Here is a 16,671-nt window from a genome sequence, read left to right on the forward strand (position 1 = left end):
GTTGCACGAACGGAACGCAACAGTGAACACGGATAAACACGGATGCCGACGGTGTCGGCGCACAGATGAACACGGATCATGTGGCGTTGTTTATCCGTGTTCATCCGTGGATATCCGTGTTCATCCGTGTTCAAAACCCGCTCCCCCCGCTGGCCTGGTTCCGTTCACCTTGCTTCATTGCCCCCATGCGGCACCGCCCCCCATTGAAACCGACCCCCGTTTGCGTCTACGGTCGCCGCGTTGCTTCGGAGTGAGTGCATGCGCGATATCACCCCCATCACGGTCGCTCGCGGCGACGGCATCGGCCCCGAAATCATGGACGCCGTGCTCTATGTGATGAACGCGGCGGGTGCCCGTCTGAAGGTGGAGGAGGTTCCGGCGGGCGAGGTCGTCTACCGGCGCGGCCATGCCGGCGGGCTGGATCACGCCGGGTGGGGGTCCATCCGCCGGACGCGGGTGTTTCTCAAGGGGCCGATCACCACGCCGCAGGGCTATGGCAACAAATCGCTGAACGTCACGGCGCGCACCACGCTGGGGCTGTTCGCGAACGTCCGGCCCTGCGTGGCCTACCACCCCTATGTCCGCACCCGCCATCCGCGCATGGATGTCGTCATCATCCGCGAGAACGAGGAGGATCTCTACGCCGGGATCGAGCATCGCCAGACCGACGACGTCATCCAGTCGGTCAAGCTGATCTCGCGGCCGGGGTCGGAGCGCATCGTCCGCTACGCCTTCGATTACGCCCGTTCCAACCACCGGCAAAAGGTGACGGCCTTCGTCAAGGACAACGTCATGAAGATGACGGACGGGCTGTTCCTGAAGATCTTTTATGAACTCGCCGCCGAATACCCGGAGATCAAGGCCGATCACCTGATCGTCGACATCGGCGCGGCGCGGCTGGCCGACCAGCCGGAGCGGTTCGACGTCATCGTCACCCTCAACCTCTACGGCGACATCGTGTCGGACATCGCCGCGCAGATCACCGGCTCGGTCGGGCTGGCCGGGTCGGCCAACATCGGCGAAACCTGCGCCATGTTCGAGGCGATCCACGGATCGGCCCCGATGATCGCCGGGCAGGGCATCGCCAACCCGTCGGGCCTGCTGATGGCCGCCGTGATGATGCTGGTCCACATCGGCCAGGGCGACATCGCCGCGCGCATCCACAACGCGTGGCTCAAAACCATCGAGGACGGCATCCACACCGCCGACATCTTCGCGCGCGGCATCGGGCGGGTGCGGGCGGGGACCCGCGCCTTTGCCGACGCTGTGGTGGAACGGCTGGGGCAAATGCCCGTCACCATGCCGACGGTGGGCTACACCACCGCCCGGCCCGCCTATGACCGCACCAACCGGCTGTCGCCGCGCCGGGTGGCGGTGAAGGAGCTGGTCGGCGTCGATGTGTTCCTGCACTGGTCGGGCGGGGTGCCGAACGATCTGGCCGAACTGGTCGAACCGCTGGCGACGGAGGCGTTGACCCTGGTCAGCATCTCCAACCGCTCGCAAAAGGTCTGGCCGGACGGCAATCTGGACGTGTTCTGCACCGACCATTGGCGTTGCCGCTTCCTGGCCCAGAACGGGCCGATCACCCACGCGGCCATCGTCGATCTGCTGGGCCGTCTGGCCGACGCCGGGATCGACTTCACCCAGACGGAAAACCTCAGCAACTTCGACGGCAAGGCGGGATTCTCCACGCTGGGCTGAGTCGGGCGGAATAAAGGGGAGGGGAGCGGCGTCATGATCGATGAAGATGCTTCCTCAAGGCCGCCGCCGGATGACCCCCGCATGACCCCCGGTTCCCCCACCGATCACGACATCGCCGCCCATGTGCCGCGCCTGCGCCGCTACGCCACGGCGCTGGTGGGCAACCGGCCCGACGCCGACGATCTGGTGCAGGATTGCGTGGAAAAGGCGCTGGCCAACCGCCACGCCCTGCGCGACCCCTCGCGTCTGGGCGGCTGGCTGATGTCGATTCTGCACAATCTGCACGTGTCGGTGCTGCGCGGGCGGCGGCGGCGCGGGGCCGAGGTGCCGGTGGAGGAACTGGCCGACGATCTGGCGCTCAGCGCCACCCCCGCCGACCGGGGCGAGGTGCGCGACTTCGTCCGCGCCTTTGGCCAATTGACGGAGGAGCACCGGGCCGTGCTGCTCCTGACCGGGATGGAGGGGCTGTCCTACCGCGAGGTGGCGGAGGTGTTGGAACTGCCCATCGGCACCGTGATGTCCCGGCTGGCCCGCGCGCGCGAGCGATTGCGCGTGCTGCTGGACGGCGGTGTGGAGCAGGCGGTGGTGAGGAGGATCAAGTGATGATGACCGGCGAGACCCAACCCGTGACCGAGGCGGAACTGCACGCCTGGATCGACGGGGAATTGCCGGAGGAGCGGATCGCGGCGGTGGAACGGCATCTGGCCGACCGCCCGGAGGACGCCCAGCGGTTCGAGCGCTACCGGGCGCAGCGCGCGCTGCTGGCCCGCAGCTTCGGCCCCCTGATCGACCAGCCCTTGCCCGACCATCTGACCCCGCCCTTCGCCCCGCGCAAGGCCGCCGCCGTGCCGCCGTCGCGCTTTGGCCGGGGGCGCGTCTGGGGGCTGGCGCTCGCCGCCTCGCTGCTGCTGTTCGTGGCCGGTGGGGCGACGGGCTGGGCGGTGCGCGACCGGTTGGGCGGTGGCCGTGGGGCCGGGGGCGACGCCTTGTCCACCGCCTTCCTTGCCGACGCGGTGGCGGCGCACAAGGTGTTTTCCGTCGAGGTCCGCCACCCGATCGAGGTCGGGGTGGACCAGGAGGCGCATCTGGTGTCCTGGCTGTCCAAGCGGATCGGCCGGGACATGCGCTGTCCCAAGGCGACCAAGAGCGGCTATGAGTTGATCGGCGGGCGGCTGCTTGCCGACGCCGAGGGACCGGCCGCGCTCTACATGTACGAGGATGCGGCTGGTCGCCGCATTACCCTCTACATCCGCTCCACCAAAAGCCCGGCGGGGACCGCCTTCCGCTTCGCCCAGGACGGCGGCTTGCAGGCTTTGTATTGGCAGGACAACGGCTTGGCGCTCGCCGTCACCGGCGATCTCGACCGCGCCACCCTGTCGGCCATCGCCGAGGAGGTCTATGGCGCGCTGAACTCCTGAGGCTCCGGCGACTTATGCACAGGAATGTTGCCGCGACCCCCTACCGCTTCCGGTGTCCATCTGGTAGCTTCCTCACCGACTGGCACAAAATGTTGCGGCTTATGGAAAACGGCGTCAGACCGTGACCCGGAAGCAGGCAATGGCACCGGATCGGGAGTACTCGGGGATGAGTTGGACGGATGAGCGTATTCAACAGCTCAAGGATCTGTGGTCCCAGGGGTTGAGCGCGAGCGAGATCGCGGACACTCTGGGTGACATCAGCCGCAACGCGGTGATCGGCAAGGCGCATCGGCTCGGCTTGTCCGGTCGCCCCTCGCCGATCAAGAAGAAGCCGACCCGTGGGGCGACCATCCTCGCCCTGACCGAGCGCATGTGCAAATGGCCGGTCGGCGATCCCAAGCACCAGGATTTCCATTTCTGCGGCAAGCCGTCCCTGGCCGGTCTGCCCTATTGCGCGGAGCACGCCGCCATGGCCTATCAGCCCACCGGCAGCAGCAAGAAGCGCGAGGAGGAGCGGGACCGCAACGTCGGTGCCGCCTGATCCGGCCGCCTCTCCCGTACCGTTGATCCTGATGAACGACCCTTCTCACCTCTGGTGAGAAGGGTTTTTCCTTTTCCGGCGGTGGCGCACACCGGGCGCGGCGCTCAATAGTCCTGCGCGCCGTGCTTCAGCGTCACCAGCGACCCGGCCAGCAGCGACAGCATCAACTGGACGACCTTCTCATGCACGATCAGCGTGTGGTGGTTGTCGGTGTCCTGCATCTCCTGCCGCAGCGCCTCGCGCACCGCCGCCACCCCGGTGACGTCGATCAGAATGTCAAGGTCGCTGCCCAAGCGGGCCAACTCCCGGAAATCGGTGGTGGTGGTGACGCCGCGCGCGCGGGCCAGCGTCATGCCGGGGGCGTCGGCGTCCAGATCGGCCACCCCCAGCAGGCGGACGAACGGGGCGTCCAGCAATTGGCGCAGCAGCGGGGTGCCGGTTTCGCCCGCGCCAACGATGGCGACGCGGAACAGATCATGGGCCATGGTGTGGTGTCCTCCCTCTGCGCGGCGCGGCGCGCAGGCAACAAAAAACGGGGAGCCGAAGCCCCCCGTTTGTCACCTTAGCCGACCCCTCATCCGTTGTGACCCGGACGAGGCGTCGCACCCCGGCTGTGGAACAGCGGAGATGAACGCGCTGGATCAGGCCCAGGCGGCCATCTTCTTTTCCAGATTGTCCGACAGCTTGTCCAGGAACTGCTTGGTGGTCAGCCACGGCTGTTGCGGGCCGATCAGGATGGCCAGATCCTTGGTCATGTAACCGGCCTCGACCGTCTCGACGCAGACGCGTTCCAGCGTCTGGGCAAACTTCACGACGTCCGGGGTGTCGTCGAACTTGCCGCGATAGGCCAGGCCCTGGGTCCAGGCGTAGATCGAGGCGATCGGGTTCGTCGAGGTTTCCTTGCCCTTCTGGTGCTCGCGGTAGTGGCGAGTGACCGTGCCGTGCGCGGCTTCCGCCTCGACGGTCTTGCCGTCGGGCGTGACCAGCACGGAGGTCATCAGACCCAGCGAGCCGAAGCCCTGCGCCACCACGTCCGACTCCACGTCGCCGTCGTAGTTCTTGCAGGCCCAGACGAAGCCACCTTCCCACTTCAGGGCCGAGGCGACCATGTCGTCGATCAGGCGGTGCTCGTAGACGATGCCCTTGGCCTTGAACTGGTCGGCGTAGGTCTCGTCGAAGATCTTCTGGAAGATGTCCTTGAAGCGCCCGTCATAGGCCTTCAGGATGGTGTTCTTCGTGGACAGATAGACCGAGTAGCCGCGCTCCAGGCCATACATGAAGCTGGAATGGGCGAAGCCTTCGATCGACTCGTCCAGATTGTACATGCCCATCGCCACACCGGCGCCGGGGTAATCGAACACCTCGTGCTCGATCTTGTTGCTGCCGTCGGTGGCTTCCCACTTGATCGTCAGCTTGCCCGGACCCGGCACGACAAAGTCGGTGGCCTTGTACTGGTCGCCGAAGGCGTGACGGCCGATGATGATCGGCTTGGTCCAACCCGGCACGTAGCGCGGAACGTTGGAGCAGACGATCGGCTCACGGAACACGGTGCCGCCCAGGATGTTGCGGATCGTGCCGTTGGGCGACTTCCACATCTTCTTGAGGTTGAATTCCTTCACCCGCGCTTCGTCGGGGGTGATGGTCGCGCACTTCACGCCCACGCCGTACTTTTGGATGGCGTTGGCCGACTCGACCGTGACCTTGTCGTCGGTCGCGTCGCGATTCTCGATGCCCAGATCGTAATACTTCAGATCGATGTCGAGGTAGGGCAGGATCAGTTTTTCTTTGATGAACTGCCAGATGATGCGCGTCATCTCGTCGCCGTCGAGTTCGACGACCGGATTGGCTACCTTGATCTTGTTCATGTGTGCGAGATCTCCCCGAACGGGTAAGGGCGTTGTCGTTTCCTGGTGCCGGGCGCACCGTCCAGCGGGCGCTTGTTGCCGGGAGAACGCGCAAGCGCGGCCCCCGATACCCCGGGCGGAATTAATCAATGCTGTATAGCACCGCATCGGCAGGAAAAGGAAGGTATCGCGAAGCCCCCGGCGTCGATGTCGCACGGTTCAACACTTTGCACCAACTGGTCAGACCACTGCGGGACACGCCGTCCATGTGCGTTTTTCACCCCGTGAACCTCCGGCTTGTCGGTCGGCGTCTGTCCAAAAAACGACATTCCTCCGCCCACAATTTCGCGCGATGACCGTCCAAGGCAGGGCAAACACAGTGTATGGGCCGAACAGCGGGCCAAACGCAGAAAACCGCCCGACCCCGGGCGGGGTGGGCGGCATCTGGACGAGCGACGCTGCGCTCCGCACCCCGGTCCGGGACCTGGGCGCGGGGCGGAAAAGGCGATCAGGCCTCTTCGTCTTCGGTCGCGGTCTCTTCGACGTAGGTGTCTTCTTCCTCGTCGTCGTCGCGCAGATCAGCGGCGGTGATCATGCCACCGCGCTGGGCCTGCAGCTCCGCCTCTTCCGAGGAACGGGCAACGTTGACCGTCACGGTGATCGACACTTCCGGGTGCAGGACCAGACGGACCTTGAACAGGCCCAGGGTCTTGATCGGGGTTTCGATCACGACCTGCTTGCGGTCCACCTTGTAACCGGCGGCGTCCAGCGCCTCGGCGACGTCACGGGTGTTGACCGAACCATACAGAACGCCGGTTTCAGCGGCCTGACGGATCACCACCACCGTCACGTTGTCCATCTTGGAGGCGACGTCCTGGGCGTCCTTGCGGCGCTCCAGGTTGACGGCTTCCAGGTGGGCCTTCTGCTTCTCGAAGACCGCCAGGTTCGCCTTGGTGGCGCGCATGGCCTTCTTCTGCGGCAGCAGATAGTTGCGGGCGAAGCCAGGGCGCACGTTCACGACCTGACCCATCTGGCCGAGCTTCTCAACCCGTTCCAGCAGAATAACTTCCATCACTCGTCCTCCTGACCGGGGGCCGCGCGGTCAAACCGGCGGCGCAGCCCGATCCATTGCTCGATCATGCCCAGGCCGACCAAAAGCAGGATCGGCCACCCGAAGAGAAACAGCACCATGTAGAACCCGACGAGGAGCGGCGCGCGCGCCGTCTTGCGCAGGGACACGACATGATGAACCACCGACAGCCCGGCAAAGGCGAACGGCAGGGCCAGGATCAGCGCCAGATTGATCCCCAGAAACCCGAAGGAGTCCGGGAGAGTCAGCGCCGCCGCCAGCGACACGGCGAAGACGGGAAGCAGCCAAACCGGCAGCTCCAACGCCCCCATCCGCATGGGAGGGCGACGGTTGCGGCCGAACCGCATCAGCGCCCCTTGCGCCAGGGCGGCGTTGATGACCGTCATGACAATCCATGAGATCACCACCAACCCCGGCAGGGCCGACGCCATCCACACCGCCTCGGGTCCGGGGGCCGCAAGGCCCTGGGCGCTGAACAGAGGCTCGGCCAGTTGGGCCAGCATCCGCCGCACCACGCCTTCCAACCCGCCGGGTTGGTCAAGCGCCAAACTCATGGCGACGAGAACCGCCGCGACCCCCATCCCGACCAGTCCCAGAAGGACCCGACCGGGAGGATACCATTCAAGGTCTCCAGACCCACCGACCCGCGCCAGCAGCGATTGACGCACCACCAGCACGACCGGCAAGGCACCGGTCAGCAGATAGGCCACCGACACCAGCAGGCTGCCGGACGTGCCGAGCAACACCGCCGCACCGCCGGTCAGACCGGCGATGACCGCCGTCGGTGCTCCCAGCCACAACCCCACAAGGAAGAGGGGCAGGGGAGCGAGGTAGCCCAAAATCAGCGCGCCAAATCCGCCCAGCAAAACCGCCAGATAGAAAAACGCGCTGACCAGACCACCGCCTACGGCGAGAACCAGTGGAGCGGCCAGACCGGAGGCCATGGAAACCCCTTTTTGAACCTTTGCCAGAAAACCGTTCGGTCCGGGCTTACTTCACGATGTACGGAAGCAAAGCCAGGAAGCGGGCGCGCTTGATGGCGCGGGCCAGCTCGCGCTGCTTCTTCGTCGAGACCGCCGTGATGCGGCTCGGGACGATCTTGCCACGCTCAGAGATGAAGCGGGACAGCAGCTTGATGTCCTTGTAGTCGATCGCCGGAGCGTTCGCGCCCGAGAACGGGCAGGTCTTGCGGCGGCGGAAGAACGGGCGACGGGCGCCGCCGGTGCGGGCGGCGGGAGCGCCCGTGGTCTGCTTGTCGCTCATTACGCGATCTCCCCTTCCGAAGCGGTGGCGGTGTCCTGACGGCGCGGGCCACGCGGGCCACGGTCGTCAAAACGGCGCGGGCCACGGTCGCCACGATCACCACGATCGCTGCGCTCGTTGCGGCTCTGCATCATCGCCGAGGGGTTGGGGTCGAGAGCGTCGACGCGCACGGTCATGTAGCGCAGGACGTCTTCGTTGATGCTCATGTTGCGTTCCATCTCGGCAACGGCGGCGGCCGGAGCGTCGAGATTGAACAGCGTGTAGTGACCCTTGCGGTTCTTCTTGACCTTGTAGGTCAAGGTCTTCAGGCCCCAGTACTCGGTCTTGGCAACCGTACCGCCGTTGTCACGGATGATCTGGGCGAATTGTTCGCTGAGAGTCTCGGCCTGGGCGGCCGAAATGTCCTGGCGCGCGATCAGCACGCACTCGTAAAGTGCCATTGCACTCCCCATGGCTGTTCATGGTCCGGCGCTGCGCCAACACCCCCAATGGGTGCGGTCAGCCGCCCGGGCCTAGCCAACGGCACGCCGCTGGCAAGGAGTTATGAAGCGGCGCAGTATGCACAGGGCGGGCGGTCTGGCAAGAGGGATTCGGTTGGCGGACCGCGCCGACACCCCGATTTCACGCGTCGGCCGTTACGGCGCGATTCCCGCGAGAACCGGTCCCGGTCATCAAGGCGGGATGATGAATTGGCACTCTATATATACGGAGTGTGCGCGGTCCAATCCTGTGACGATGGGATCAGGTGACGCCCTGTGGTCGGGAAAAATTCGATGCGCAGGCCCCTGATGCGTCGAATTTTATGGGTGTTTGGGGCGGTGGCGCGTTGCGCGTCGCTTGACTTGCCCAAAAGGGAGGGTATGACTGTCGCCCAATCGAAAGGTGCCGCCGCTGGGGCGGTGCCGTTTCATCCAGGGTTTCAGAGGCAGCATGATACGGGCGTTCGTCTTTCCGGGGCAGGGCAGTCAGGCGGTCGGCATGGGCCGCGAACTCGCCGAGGCGTTCGAAGTCGCACGCCACACCTTCGAAGAGGTGGACGACGCGCTGAATCAGCGCCTGTCCCGCCTGATGGCCGAAGGTCCTGAGGCCGATCTGACCCTGACCGAAAACGCCCAACCCGCCCTGATGGCGGTCAGCGTTGCCGTCCTGCGGGTGTTGGCGAGCGAAGGCGGGGTCGATCTGGCCAAGCACGCGCGCTTCGTCGCCGGTCACTCGCTGGGCGAATATTCCGCGCTGTGCGCCGCTGGCGCGTTCAGCCTGGGCGACACCGCGCGCCTGTTGAAGCTGCGTGGTCAGGCCATGCAGAAGGCGGTTCCGGTCGGGCAGGGCGCGATGGCCGCGTTGCTGGGTGCCGATCTCGATCAGGCCCAATCCATCGCCGCCGACGCCGCGCAGGGCGATGTGTGCTCCATCGCCAACGACAATTCCGCCGGTCAGGTGGTGATTTCCGGCAGCGCCGACGCCATTGACCGCGCCATCGCCCTCGCCGCCGAGCGTGGCCTGAAGCGGTCGGTTCGCCTGCCGGTCAGCGCGCCGTTCCATTGCGCCCTGATGCAGCCCGCCGCCGACGCGATGGCCGAGGCGCTCGCCGCTGTCACCATCGCCGCCCCGGTCGTTCCGGTCATCGCCAACGTCACCGCCGCCCCCGTCACCGACCCCAACACGATTCGCCGCCTGCTGGTCGAACAGGTCACGGGCGTGGTCCGGTGGCGCGAATGCGTGCTGGCGATGAAGGAGCAGGGCGTCGAAACGCTGGTCGAGCTTGGCTCGGGCAAAGTTCTGGCCGGTCTGACCAAGCGCATCGACAAGGAATTGTCGGCCACGTCGGTCGGAACTCCGGCGGACGTCGAGTCGTTCCTGAAGACCCTGTGAGGCCATCCATGTTCAATCTGACCGGCAAGTCCGCCCTCGTCACCGGCGCGTCCGGCGGCATCGGTGCCTCCATCGCCCGCGCGCTGCACGCCCAGGGGGCCGCTGTGGCGCTCTCGGGCACCCGCGTCGCGCCGCTGGAGGCTTTGGCCGCTGAATTGGGCGAGCGCGCGCATGTGGTCCCCGGCAATCTGTCGGAAGCCGAAGCAATCACCAAGCTGCTGAAGGACGCCGAGACGGCGCTCGGCCGCATCGACATTCTGGTGAACAACGCCGGGTTGACGCGCGACCAGATTGCGATGCGCATGAAGGACGAGGATTGGCAATCCGTTCTGGATGTCAACCTGACCGCCGCCTTCCGGCTGTCGCGCGGCGTCATGCGCGGCATGATGAAGCAGCGCTGGGGCCGGATCATCAACATCACCTCCGTGGTCGGCGTGACCGGCAATCCCGGTCAGGCGAACTACGCCGCCTCCAAGGCTGGCCTGATCGGCATGTCAAAGTCCTTGGCGGCCGAGTTGGCCTCGCGCAACATCACGGTGAATTGCGTCGCGCCGGGCTTCATCGCCACGGCCATGACCGACGCCCTGAACGACGAGCAGAAGGACAAGCTGCTCCCCGCCATCCCGGCCGGCCGCATGGGCGAGCCGGGGGAAATCGCCGCCGGGGTCGTGTACCTCGCGAGCGAAGAGGCTGCCTATGTCACCGGCCAGACGCTGCACATCAACGGCGGCATGGCGATGATCTGAGGCGGCTTCGCCTCTTGTGAAGCGTCGATTGCCCCCGGTTGCCCTCTTGGGCGCTGGTCAAGGCGGTCGAAATATGTTATCGGACGGGGCTTTCGCGGCAGGACGGCACGTTCTTCGCGTGTTGCTCCGACCGGATTATCCCGAGCGGTTTCAAGGATTGGAAGGTCTAATAAAATGAGCGACATCGCCGAGCGCGTGAAGAAGATCGTTGTCGACCACCTGGGTGTCGAAGAGTCGAAGGTGGTGGAGGCAGCCTCCTTCATCGACGATCTGGGCGCCGACAGCCTCGACACCGTCGAGCTGGTTATGGCCTTCGAGGAAGAATTCGGCGTCGAGATCCCCGATGACGCGGCCGAAAAGATCCTGTCGGTGAAGGACGCCATCGACTTCATCAAGGCGAACGGCCCCGCCGCCTGAGCGCGGGGACAGCGTTTCCCGACGGTCAGCCTCGCCGCGTGTCGGCGTGCTGACCGTCGCCGAGATTTTTCGAGGAAAGGTCAAGGAACAGCCTCATGAGACGTGTCGTCGTCACCGGACTCGGACTGGCCACGCCGCTGGGCGTCGGTCACTCGCTGAACTGGGAGCGGCTGATTGCCGGGAAGTCGGGAATCCGCGCGATCACGGGCTTCGATGTTTCGGACCTTGCCTCCAAGGTGGCCGGGCAGGTCCCGCGCGGCTCGGGTGAAGGGGATTTCAACCCCGACTCCTTCGTGTCGCCGAAGGACCAGCGCAAGATGGACGATTTCATCGTCTACGCGGTGGCCGCCGCCCATGAAGCGATCAAGGATTCCGGCTGGGTCCCCCAGACCGACGAAGAGCGCGAGATGACGGGCGTCATGATCGGCTCGGGCATCGGTGGGCTTCCCGGCATCGCCGACGGGGCGATCACGCTGCATGAGAAGGGCGCGCGCCGTCTGTCGCCCTTCTTCATCCCGGCGAGCCTCATCAATCTGGCGTCGGGCCATGTCTCGATCCAGCACGGTTTCAAGGGGCCGAACCACGCGGTTGTGACCGCCTGTTCGACCGGTGCGCACGCCATCGGCGATGCGGCCCGTTTGATCATGTGGGAAGACGCCGACGTGATGGTGGCCGGTGGCACCGAAGGGGCGGTGAGCCGCCTGGGTGTTGCGGGCTTTGCCGCCATGCGCGCCCTGTCCACCAGCTTCAACGACACGCCCGAGCGCGCCTCGCGCCCGTATGACAAGGACCGCGATGGCTTTGTCATCGGCGAAGGGGCCGGTGTGGTTGTCCTGGAGGAGCTGGAACACGCCAAGCGCCGTGGCGCGACCATTTACGCCGAGGTGGTCGGCTATGGTCTGTCGGGCGACGCCTATCACATCTCCGCTCCGGCGGAAGATGGCAACGGCGGGTTCCGCGCCATGCGCGGCGCGCTGAAGCGCGCCGGTCTGTCGCCGGACGACATCGACTACATCAACGCGCACGGCACCTCGACGCCGCTGGGCGATGAGATCGAGCTGGGCGCGGTCAAGCGTCTGTTCGGGTCCGCCATGGACAATCTGGCCATGTCCTCCACCAAGTCGGCCATCGGCCACTTGCTCGGTGCGGCTGGCGCGGTTGAGGCGGTCTACTCGATCAAGTCGATCAACCACGGCATCGTTCCGCCGACCCTGAACCTGGAAAACCCGTCGGAAAGCTGCCAGGGCGTCAATCTGGTCCCGAAGGTGGCCCAGGAACGCAAGGTGCGCGCGGCGCTGTCCAACTCCTTCGGCTTTGGCGGCACCAACGCGTCGTTGGTGTTCAAGGCTTTCGCGTAAACCGCCATGGGCTGGGGCCTCCGAATTGTTGCGGGGGCGCTGGTCCTGGTCAGCGCCACAGCCGGGGTTGGTGTCTGGGGTGCCATGCAGGTCATGGCCCCCGGCCCTCTCGATCATCCCGAAACGGTGGTCATCGCGCGCGGCAGCGGTGCGGAGGCCATCGCCATCACCCTGGCGGACGCCGGGGTCGTGTCGTCGCCGCTGTTGTTTTTGGCCGGTGCGAAGATCACCGCGATGATCGCAGCCCCCGGCGCACCCCGCGATTTGAAGGCGGGCGAGTACCAGTTTCCGGCGGGCATCAGCATTGATGGTGTGCTGGACCAACTGCGGCAGGGCCACACGGTGGTCCGTCGCTTTACGGTCCCCGAGGGGCTGACCTCGGCTCAGGTCGTGGCCTTGCTCGACAAGGAACCCGCCTTGACCGGCACGGTCAAGCAACTGCCCAAGAACGGCAGCCTGATGCCGGAAACCTACCATTACGCCTATGGTGACAGCCGCGCCGCCCTGATTGAGCGGATGCAGACGGCGATGACGCAAACCCTGGCCGAGGCCTGGAAGGCTCGCGATTCGCGTTTGCCGTTCGACACGCCGCAACAGGCGTTGATCCTCGCGTCCATCGTCGAAAAGGAAACCGGCATCGCCACAGAGCGGGCGAAGGTGGCCGGGGTGTTCATCAACCGGCTGGAATCCGGGATGAAGCTGCAATCCGACCCGACGGTGATTTTTGCCCTGACCGATGGAACGGGGGAGTTGGGACGCGCCCTGACCCGAAACGATTGGAAGTTCGAGTCGCCCTACAACACCTATCAGGTGACGGGGCTGCCGCCGGGGCCGATCGCCAACCCGGGCAAGGCGTCGTTGCAGGCGGTGTTGAAGCCGGAACGCCACGATCTGCTGTATTTCGTTGCCGATGGCAGCGGCGGGCATGTGTTCGCCAAGTCGCTGGCCGATCACAACCGCAACGTCGCCCGCTGGCGCGATGTGCAGCAGGCCCGCCAAGCGACCGATCCGTAAACCTTCGGAAACGGGTCCTCAGAGCGCTTTGAACCGTTCGGCCTGGCGGCGCGTGTCGTCGGCCAACCGCGACAATTGCACCATGGTGGCGGCGATTTCCTCCGACGCGGCGGCGTTTTTGGACGCGACCATCCGCACGCTTTCCACCGATCCCTCGATGTCCTTGACCGATGCCTGCTGCTGCTCCATCGCCACGGCCACGGCCTGAAAGGCCTGGTCGATACGGGCGACGCGTTCGGCCAGGCCATCCATCATCCGGCGGGCCTGTTCGGTCACGGCGGTGCCTTCTGCGGCCATCGCGGCGGCGGTCTCGATGATGTCGGCGATCTGGCGGGCGCTGTCGACCGCGCTGTCGGCCAGCTTGCCGACTTCCTCGGCCACCACCTCGAACCCCTTGCCTTGTTCTCCGGCGCGGGCAGCCTCGATGGAGGCGTTGACGGAGAGGATGTTGGTTTTCACAGCGATCTGGGTGATTGCTTCGGTGATGCGCCCGATCCGGCGGCTGTTTTCGGCGATGGTCTGCGACACGCTCAACAGGCGGGCCATGTCCTGCTTGCCCTTGTCGGCGAAACCGGCGGCATCCTTGACCATGTCGGACACGTCGCGGGTGCTGTCAGTGACATGGGCGATGGCGCGGGCGGACTGCCCCACGGCGATGACCACCTGATCGAGATCGCCGGTCTGTTCCGAGGCGCCATCAGAAACCTGCGCCACGGCGGTGCTCGCTTGACCGGCGGCGATGGCAACCTGGGTGGCCTGATCGCCGATGGACTGGAAGGCCGCCCCGGTTTGCTTCAGCAAATCGACCATTTCGCCATAGGCCCCGTGAAAGGCGACGGGGCGGTCGTTGGCGGTGTCGGCCGTGCTGCGGCTCCCCGTGGTCATCCCGGACAACCGGTGCATCTCGCGGTGCAAACCGTGCAGAACCTGGATGACGCTGCTGATGGCACGACCGATGGCTCCCAACTCGTCCTGGCGTCCGGTGCCAGGGATGGTGACGGTCAGATCGCCCTCAGCCAAACGCTGAATCGCCCGCGTGGTCGCTGTGATCGGGTTGCTCAGGCTGCGGGCGATGAGGATGGACAGCAGAACACCCACGGCCAGCGCCCCCAGCGCGCCGGTCCACAACAGGGCAACGGCGCGGTTGCGCCCGGCCTCGCGCTCCGCCAACTGCCCGGCGACCAGGGTGTCGACCCGTTCGCTCACGGCATCGGCGGCGCTTTTCATCGCCGCACGGGCTTTGGTCCGCTGTTGGATGATGTCCCGCACCAGCAGAAATTCGGTTTCAACCCCCAGAACGGCAGCGGTCAGGTTGGCGATGTCGGCCTGGGTGGAGGAGTCAGGCGCGCTTTTCTTGGCGTCAGCCACAACATACAACAGCTTGTCGATGCTGGCGTTCAGGCTGTCACGGCCCGATCCACCGCCTTCGATCAGGAACTGCTGGATGTCGAGCATTGCCCCCCGGGTTTCCTGGATCATCCGGTTGGCGATGCTGGACATCACCACAGAGGATTCCAGGGTCGCCATCGCGTCACCGTCCATCGGATCGGTGTGCAGGCGGATCACCGCGTTGGAATAGCGGTCGGCTTGCGCGTGGGAAATGGATTGCGCCGCAACCAGCAGAACAGCGGTCTGTTTGCGCAGCTTGGACAGGCTGGCGAACTTCTCCACCTCCAACCGCACCACTTCGTCAAAGGCCTTGCGGTAGACCGTCAGCTTTTCGAGCGCTTCACCCAGAATCACCGGGTTCACCGGGTGGGCGGGATCGTTCAACAGGGCTTCGGCGTCGGCCTTCAGCGAGTCGGTCAGAAAGCGCACCCGGCGGCTGGCCGACGGATCGATGTCGATCAGATAGCGCGCCTCCTCCAACCGGGCGAGGTTGAGCTTGCTGTCCAGCGTGGCGGTGCGGCTGGCCACGTCCACCCGTCCGGCGTAGGTGTCCAACCCGTTCCAGCCCACGGCGGCGACCGACACGGTCAACAGCAGGATGGCGGAAAACCCCAGGGAGATGCGGGTGGCGATCGACATGCCGACGATGTTCCTGCGTGTTGGCCTTGGCGTGCTGCTTTGGTTTAACCTTGCGTCGGTTGGGGTGCATCCGGCAAGTCATATGGCGGTTGCCATCGCATCCGTTTCCCTTGTTCGATCCGTTTGCTCGATCCGTTCGTGTGGTGGGGAGCCGATCCATGTCCTTTCCGGTCGATCTGCGTGCTGTTCCCAAGCTGTGCCTGATGGCGTCGCTGCCCGCCGCCAGCGCGTTGGTGCCGCTGGTCCTGCCGCTGGTCCTGCCGGGGTTGGACACACGCACGCTGTGGTTGGCCACCGGTGGCGCTCTGGCCATCGCGCTGCTGATCGGGGCGGTGATCGTGCTTGATGTGGCCGATGCGGTGCGCCGCTTGGAATCCTCGGCGGTGGCGCTGGCTGAGGGGCGATTCGAGGGGTGGCGGGCGGCTCCGGCGCGTGGCGATGAGATCGGACACAGCCAGGCGGCGTTGGATCGGCTGGCGAAGACTCAAGCCACGCTGCACGCGGAGTTGACGCGCCTGGTCGAAGGTGGGGAAAGCGATGCGGTGTGCGGTCCGGCCTTGCCCGGTGCTTATGGGGTGATGCTGACTTTGGTGGAGGGCGCGCGTCACTCCTTCCAGCGCATTGGCGAGCAGGCGACCCAGGTCGCCGTCGCCGCTGGCCAGGCGAGCACCGCTGTGGCGCAAGTGTCCGACGGGGCGGCGATTCAGACGGAGGACTTGGACCGGGTGGTGCGCGCGGTCGGTCAATCGGCCCGCGCCATCGCGTCCGTCACCGACAGCACGCGCGCGGCCTCCAACATGGTCAAGGACACCGCCGGGTTTGCTGACAAGGGCAAGGTCGAAATGGAACGGCTGGTCCGGGTGTCGCAAACGGTGGCGGACAACAGCCGCCGGATCGGGCGCATCACCGAAGCGATCACCCAGATCGCTGTGAAAACCAACATCCTCTCCGTGAACGCCTCCATTGAGGCGGCCCGTGCCGGGGAACAGGGCAAGGGCTTTGAGGTGGTGGCCGAGGAGGTCGGCAAGCTGGCCGACAACGCGGTCGAAAGCGCTCGCCAGATCGCCGACATCGTCGAGGCCGCCGCTGCCATGGCCGAGGAAGGCATGGCCGCCACCGCCGAGGTGGTGGCGATGATGGACGGCATCGCCGAGCGGGTGACGCAGTTGGACCGTATGGTGCAATCGGTTGCCGGGGCGATGGCCCAGCAGCAGGACAGCATCGTCGAGATCGAATCGAACGTCGGCAACATCCGCAACGTTGCCTTTAAGAACGCCGCCGCGTCGGAGGAAATCACCACCACCATGGTCCAACTGTCGCGCCTGGCCGACGACACCCGCCGATTGGCCGATCGGTTCAAGGCGCAGTGACGGGGTGCC

17 protein-coding genes are annotated in these 16,671 nt (G+C 65.7%); 10 read left to right on the forward strand and 7 right to left on the reverse strand.

Annotation, left to right across the window (positions count from 1 at the left end; all coding sequences use genetic code 11):
• Positions 1 to 258 precede the first annotated feature (258 nt).
• The 4 genes from EJ903_RS08370 to EJ903_RS08385 all read left to right on the forward strand — a co-directional run bounded on the left by EJ903_RS08370 (position 259) and on the right by EJ903_RS08385 (position 3,660).
• A complete protein-coding gene (locus EJ903_RS08370) occupies positions 259 to 1,701 on the forward strand; it encodes an NADP-dependent isocitrate dehydrogenase (RefSeq protein ID WP_126614062.1) in 1,443 nt (480 codons plus the stop codon).
• An 81-nt stretch (positions 1,702 to 1,782) separates the two neighbouring features.
• A complete protein-coding gene (locus EJ903_RS08375; protein WP_126614064.1) occupies positions 1,783 to 2,304 on the forward strand; it encodes an RNA polymerase sigma factor in 522 nt (173 codons plus the stop codon).
• On the forward strand, positions 2,304 to 3,119 hold the full coding sequence (locus EJ903_RS08380; RefSeq protein WP_246015349.1) for an anti-sigma factor family protein: 816 nt from the start codon (positions 2,304 to 2,306) through the stop codon (positions 3,117 to 3,119). The genes EJ903_RS08375 and EJ903_RS08380 overlap by 1 nt, the downstream gene beginning before the upstream one ends.
• A 166-nt stretch (positions 3,120 to 3,285) precedes the next feature.
• Positions 3,286 to 3,660 (forward strand): GcrA family cell cycle regulator, encoded by a 375-nt coding sequence (locus EJ903_RS08385; RefSeq protein ID WP_126614066.1) that lies wholly within the window; start codon positions 3,286 to 3,288, stop codon positions 3,658 to 3,660.
• A 104-nt stretch (positions 3,661 to 3,764) separates the two neighbouring features.
• Here EJ903_RS08385 and EJ903_RS08390 read toward each other — a convergent pair whose 3' ends face one another.
• The 6 genes from EJ903_RS08390 to rpsF form a co-directional block, all read right to left on the reverse strand.
• A complete protein-coding gene (locus tag EJ903_RS08390; protein ID WP_126614069.1) occupies positions 3,765 to 4,145 on the reverse strand; it encodes an oxidoreductase in 381 nt (126 codons plus the stop codon).
• A gap of 156 nt (positions 4,146 to 4,301) precedes the next feature.
• Positions 4,302 to 5,525 (reverse strand): NADP-dependent isocitrate dehydrogenase, encoded by a 1,224-nt coding sequence (locus EJ903_RS08395; protein WP_126614070.1) that lies wholly within the window; start codon positions 5,523 to 5,525, stop codon positions 4,302 to 4,304.
• 487 nt (positions 5,526 to 6,012) lie between these two features.
• Complete coding sequence (gene rplI / locus EJ903_RS08400) at positions 6,013 to 6,576, reverse strand: 50S ribosomal protein L9 (protein ID WP_126614072.1); 564 nt, start codon at positions 6,574 to 6,576, stop codon at positions 6,013 to 6,015.
• Positions 6,576 to 7,538, reverse strand: coding sequence for a DUF2232 domain-containing protein (locus EJ903_RS08405; RefSeq protein WP_126614074.1), 963 nt, complete (start codon positions 7,536 to 7,538; stop codon positions 6,576 to 6,578). The genes rplI and EJ903_RS08405 overlap by 1 nt, the downstream gene beginning before the upstream one ends.
• A 46-nt stretch (positions 7,539 to 7,584) precedes the next feature.
• Entirely contained in the window at positions 7,585 to 7,857 is a 273-nt protein-coding gene (rpsR, locus tag EJ903_RS08410; RefSeq protein ID WP_126614076.1) for a 30S ribosomal protein S18, read from the reverse strand.
• Positions 7,857 to 8,297, reverse strand: a complete 441-nt coding sequence (gene rpsF, locus EJ903_RS08415) for a 30S ribosomal protein S6 (RefSeq protein WP_126614078.1) — start codon at positions 8,295 to 8,297, stop codon at positions 7,857 to 7,859. Before rpsF ends, rpsR begins: the two co-directional genes overlap by 1 nt.
• A 490-nt stretch (positions 8,298 to 8,787) precedes the next feature.
• On the opposite strand from rpsF, the gene fabD reads away from it, so the two are divergent.
• The 5 genes from fabD (at position 8,788) to mltG (ending at position 13,264) form a co-directional block, all read left to right on the forward strand.
• A complete protein-coding gene (gene fabD, locus EJ903_RS08420; RefSeq protein WP_126614080.1) occupies positions 8,788 to 9,729 on the forward strand; it encodes an ACP S-malonyltransferase in 942 nt (313 codons plus the stop codon).
• A gap of 8 nt (positions 9,730 to 9,737) precedes the next feature.
• On the forward strand, positions 9,738 to 10,475 hold the full coding sequence (gene fabG, locus EJ903_RS08425; protein WP_126614082.1) for a 3-oxoacyl-[acyl-carrier-protein] reductase: 738 nt from the start codon (positions 9,738 to 9,740) through the stop codon (positions 10,473 to 10,475).
• A gap of 174 nt (positions 10,476 to 10,649) precedes the next feature.
• Positions 10,650 to 10,892, forward strand: a complete 243-nt coding sequence (locus EJ903_RS08430) for an acyl carrier protein (protein WP_126614084.1) — start codon at positions 10,650 to 10,652, stop codon at positions 10,890 to 10,892.
• Between the two features lie 95 nt (positions 10,893 to 10,987).
• On the forward strand, positions 10,988 to 12,250 hold the full coding sequence (gene fabF / locus EJ903_RS08435) for a beta-ketoacyl-ACP synthase II (protein WP_126614086.1): 1,263 nt from the start codon (positions 10,988 to 10,990) through the stop codon (positions 12,248 to 12,250).
• 6 nt (positions 12,251 to 12,256) lie between these two features.
• A complete protein-coding gene (mltG, locus tag EJ903_RS08440) occupies positions 12,257 to 13,264 on the forward strand; it encodes an endolytic transglycosylase MltG (protein ID WP_126614088.1) in 1,008 nt (335 codons plus the stop codon).
• Between the two features lie 18 nt (positions 13,265 to 13,282).
• Here mltG and EJ903_RS08445 read toward each other — a convergent pair whose 3' ends face one another.
• Positions 13,283 to 15,292, reverse strand: a complete 2,010-nt coding sequence (locus EJ903_RS08445) for a methyl-accepting chemotaxis protein (RefSeq protein WP_126614090.1) — start codon at positions 15,290 to 15,292, stop codon at positions 13,283 to 13,285.
• A 158-nt stretch (positions 15,293 to 15,450) separates the two neighbouring features.
• Between EJ903_RS08445 and EJ903_RS08450 the strand changes: the two genes are divergently transcribed.
• Positions 15,451 to 16,662, forward strand: a complete 1,212-nt coding sequence (locus tag EJ903_RS08450) for a methyl-accepting chemotaxis protein (RefSeq protein WP_126614092.1) — start codon at positions 15,451 to 15,453, stop codon at positions 16,660 to 16,662.
• The last annotated feature ends 9 nt before the right edge of the window (positions 16,663 to 16,671 follow it).

Source organism: Azospirillum griseum (assembly GCF_003966125.1).
GTDB classification, from domain to species: domain Bacteria; phylum Pseudomonadota; class Alphaproteobacteria; order Azospirillales; family Azospirillaceae; genus Azospirillum; species Azospirillum griseum.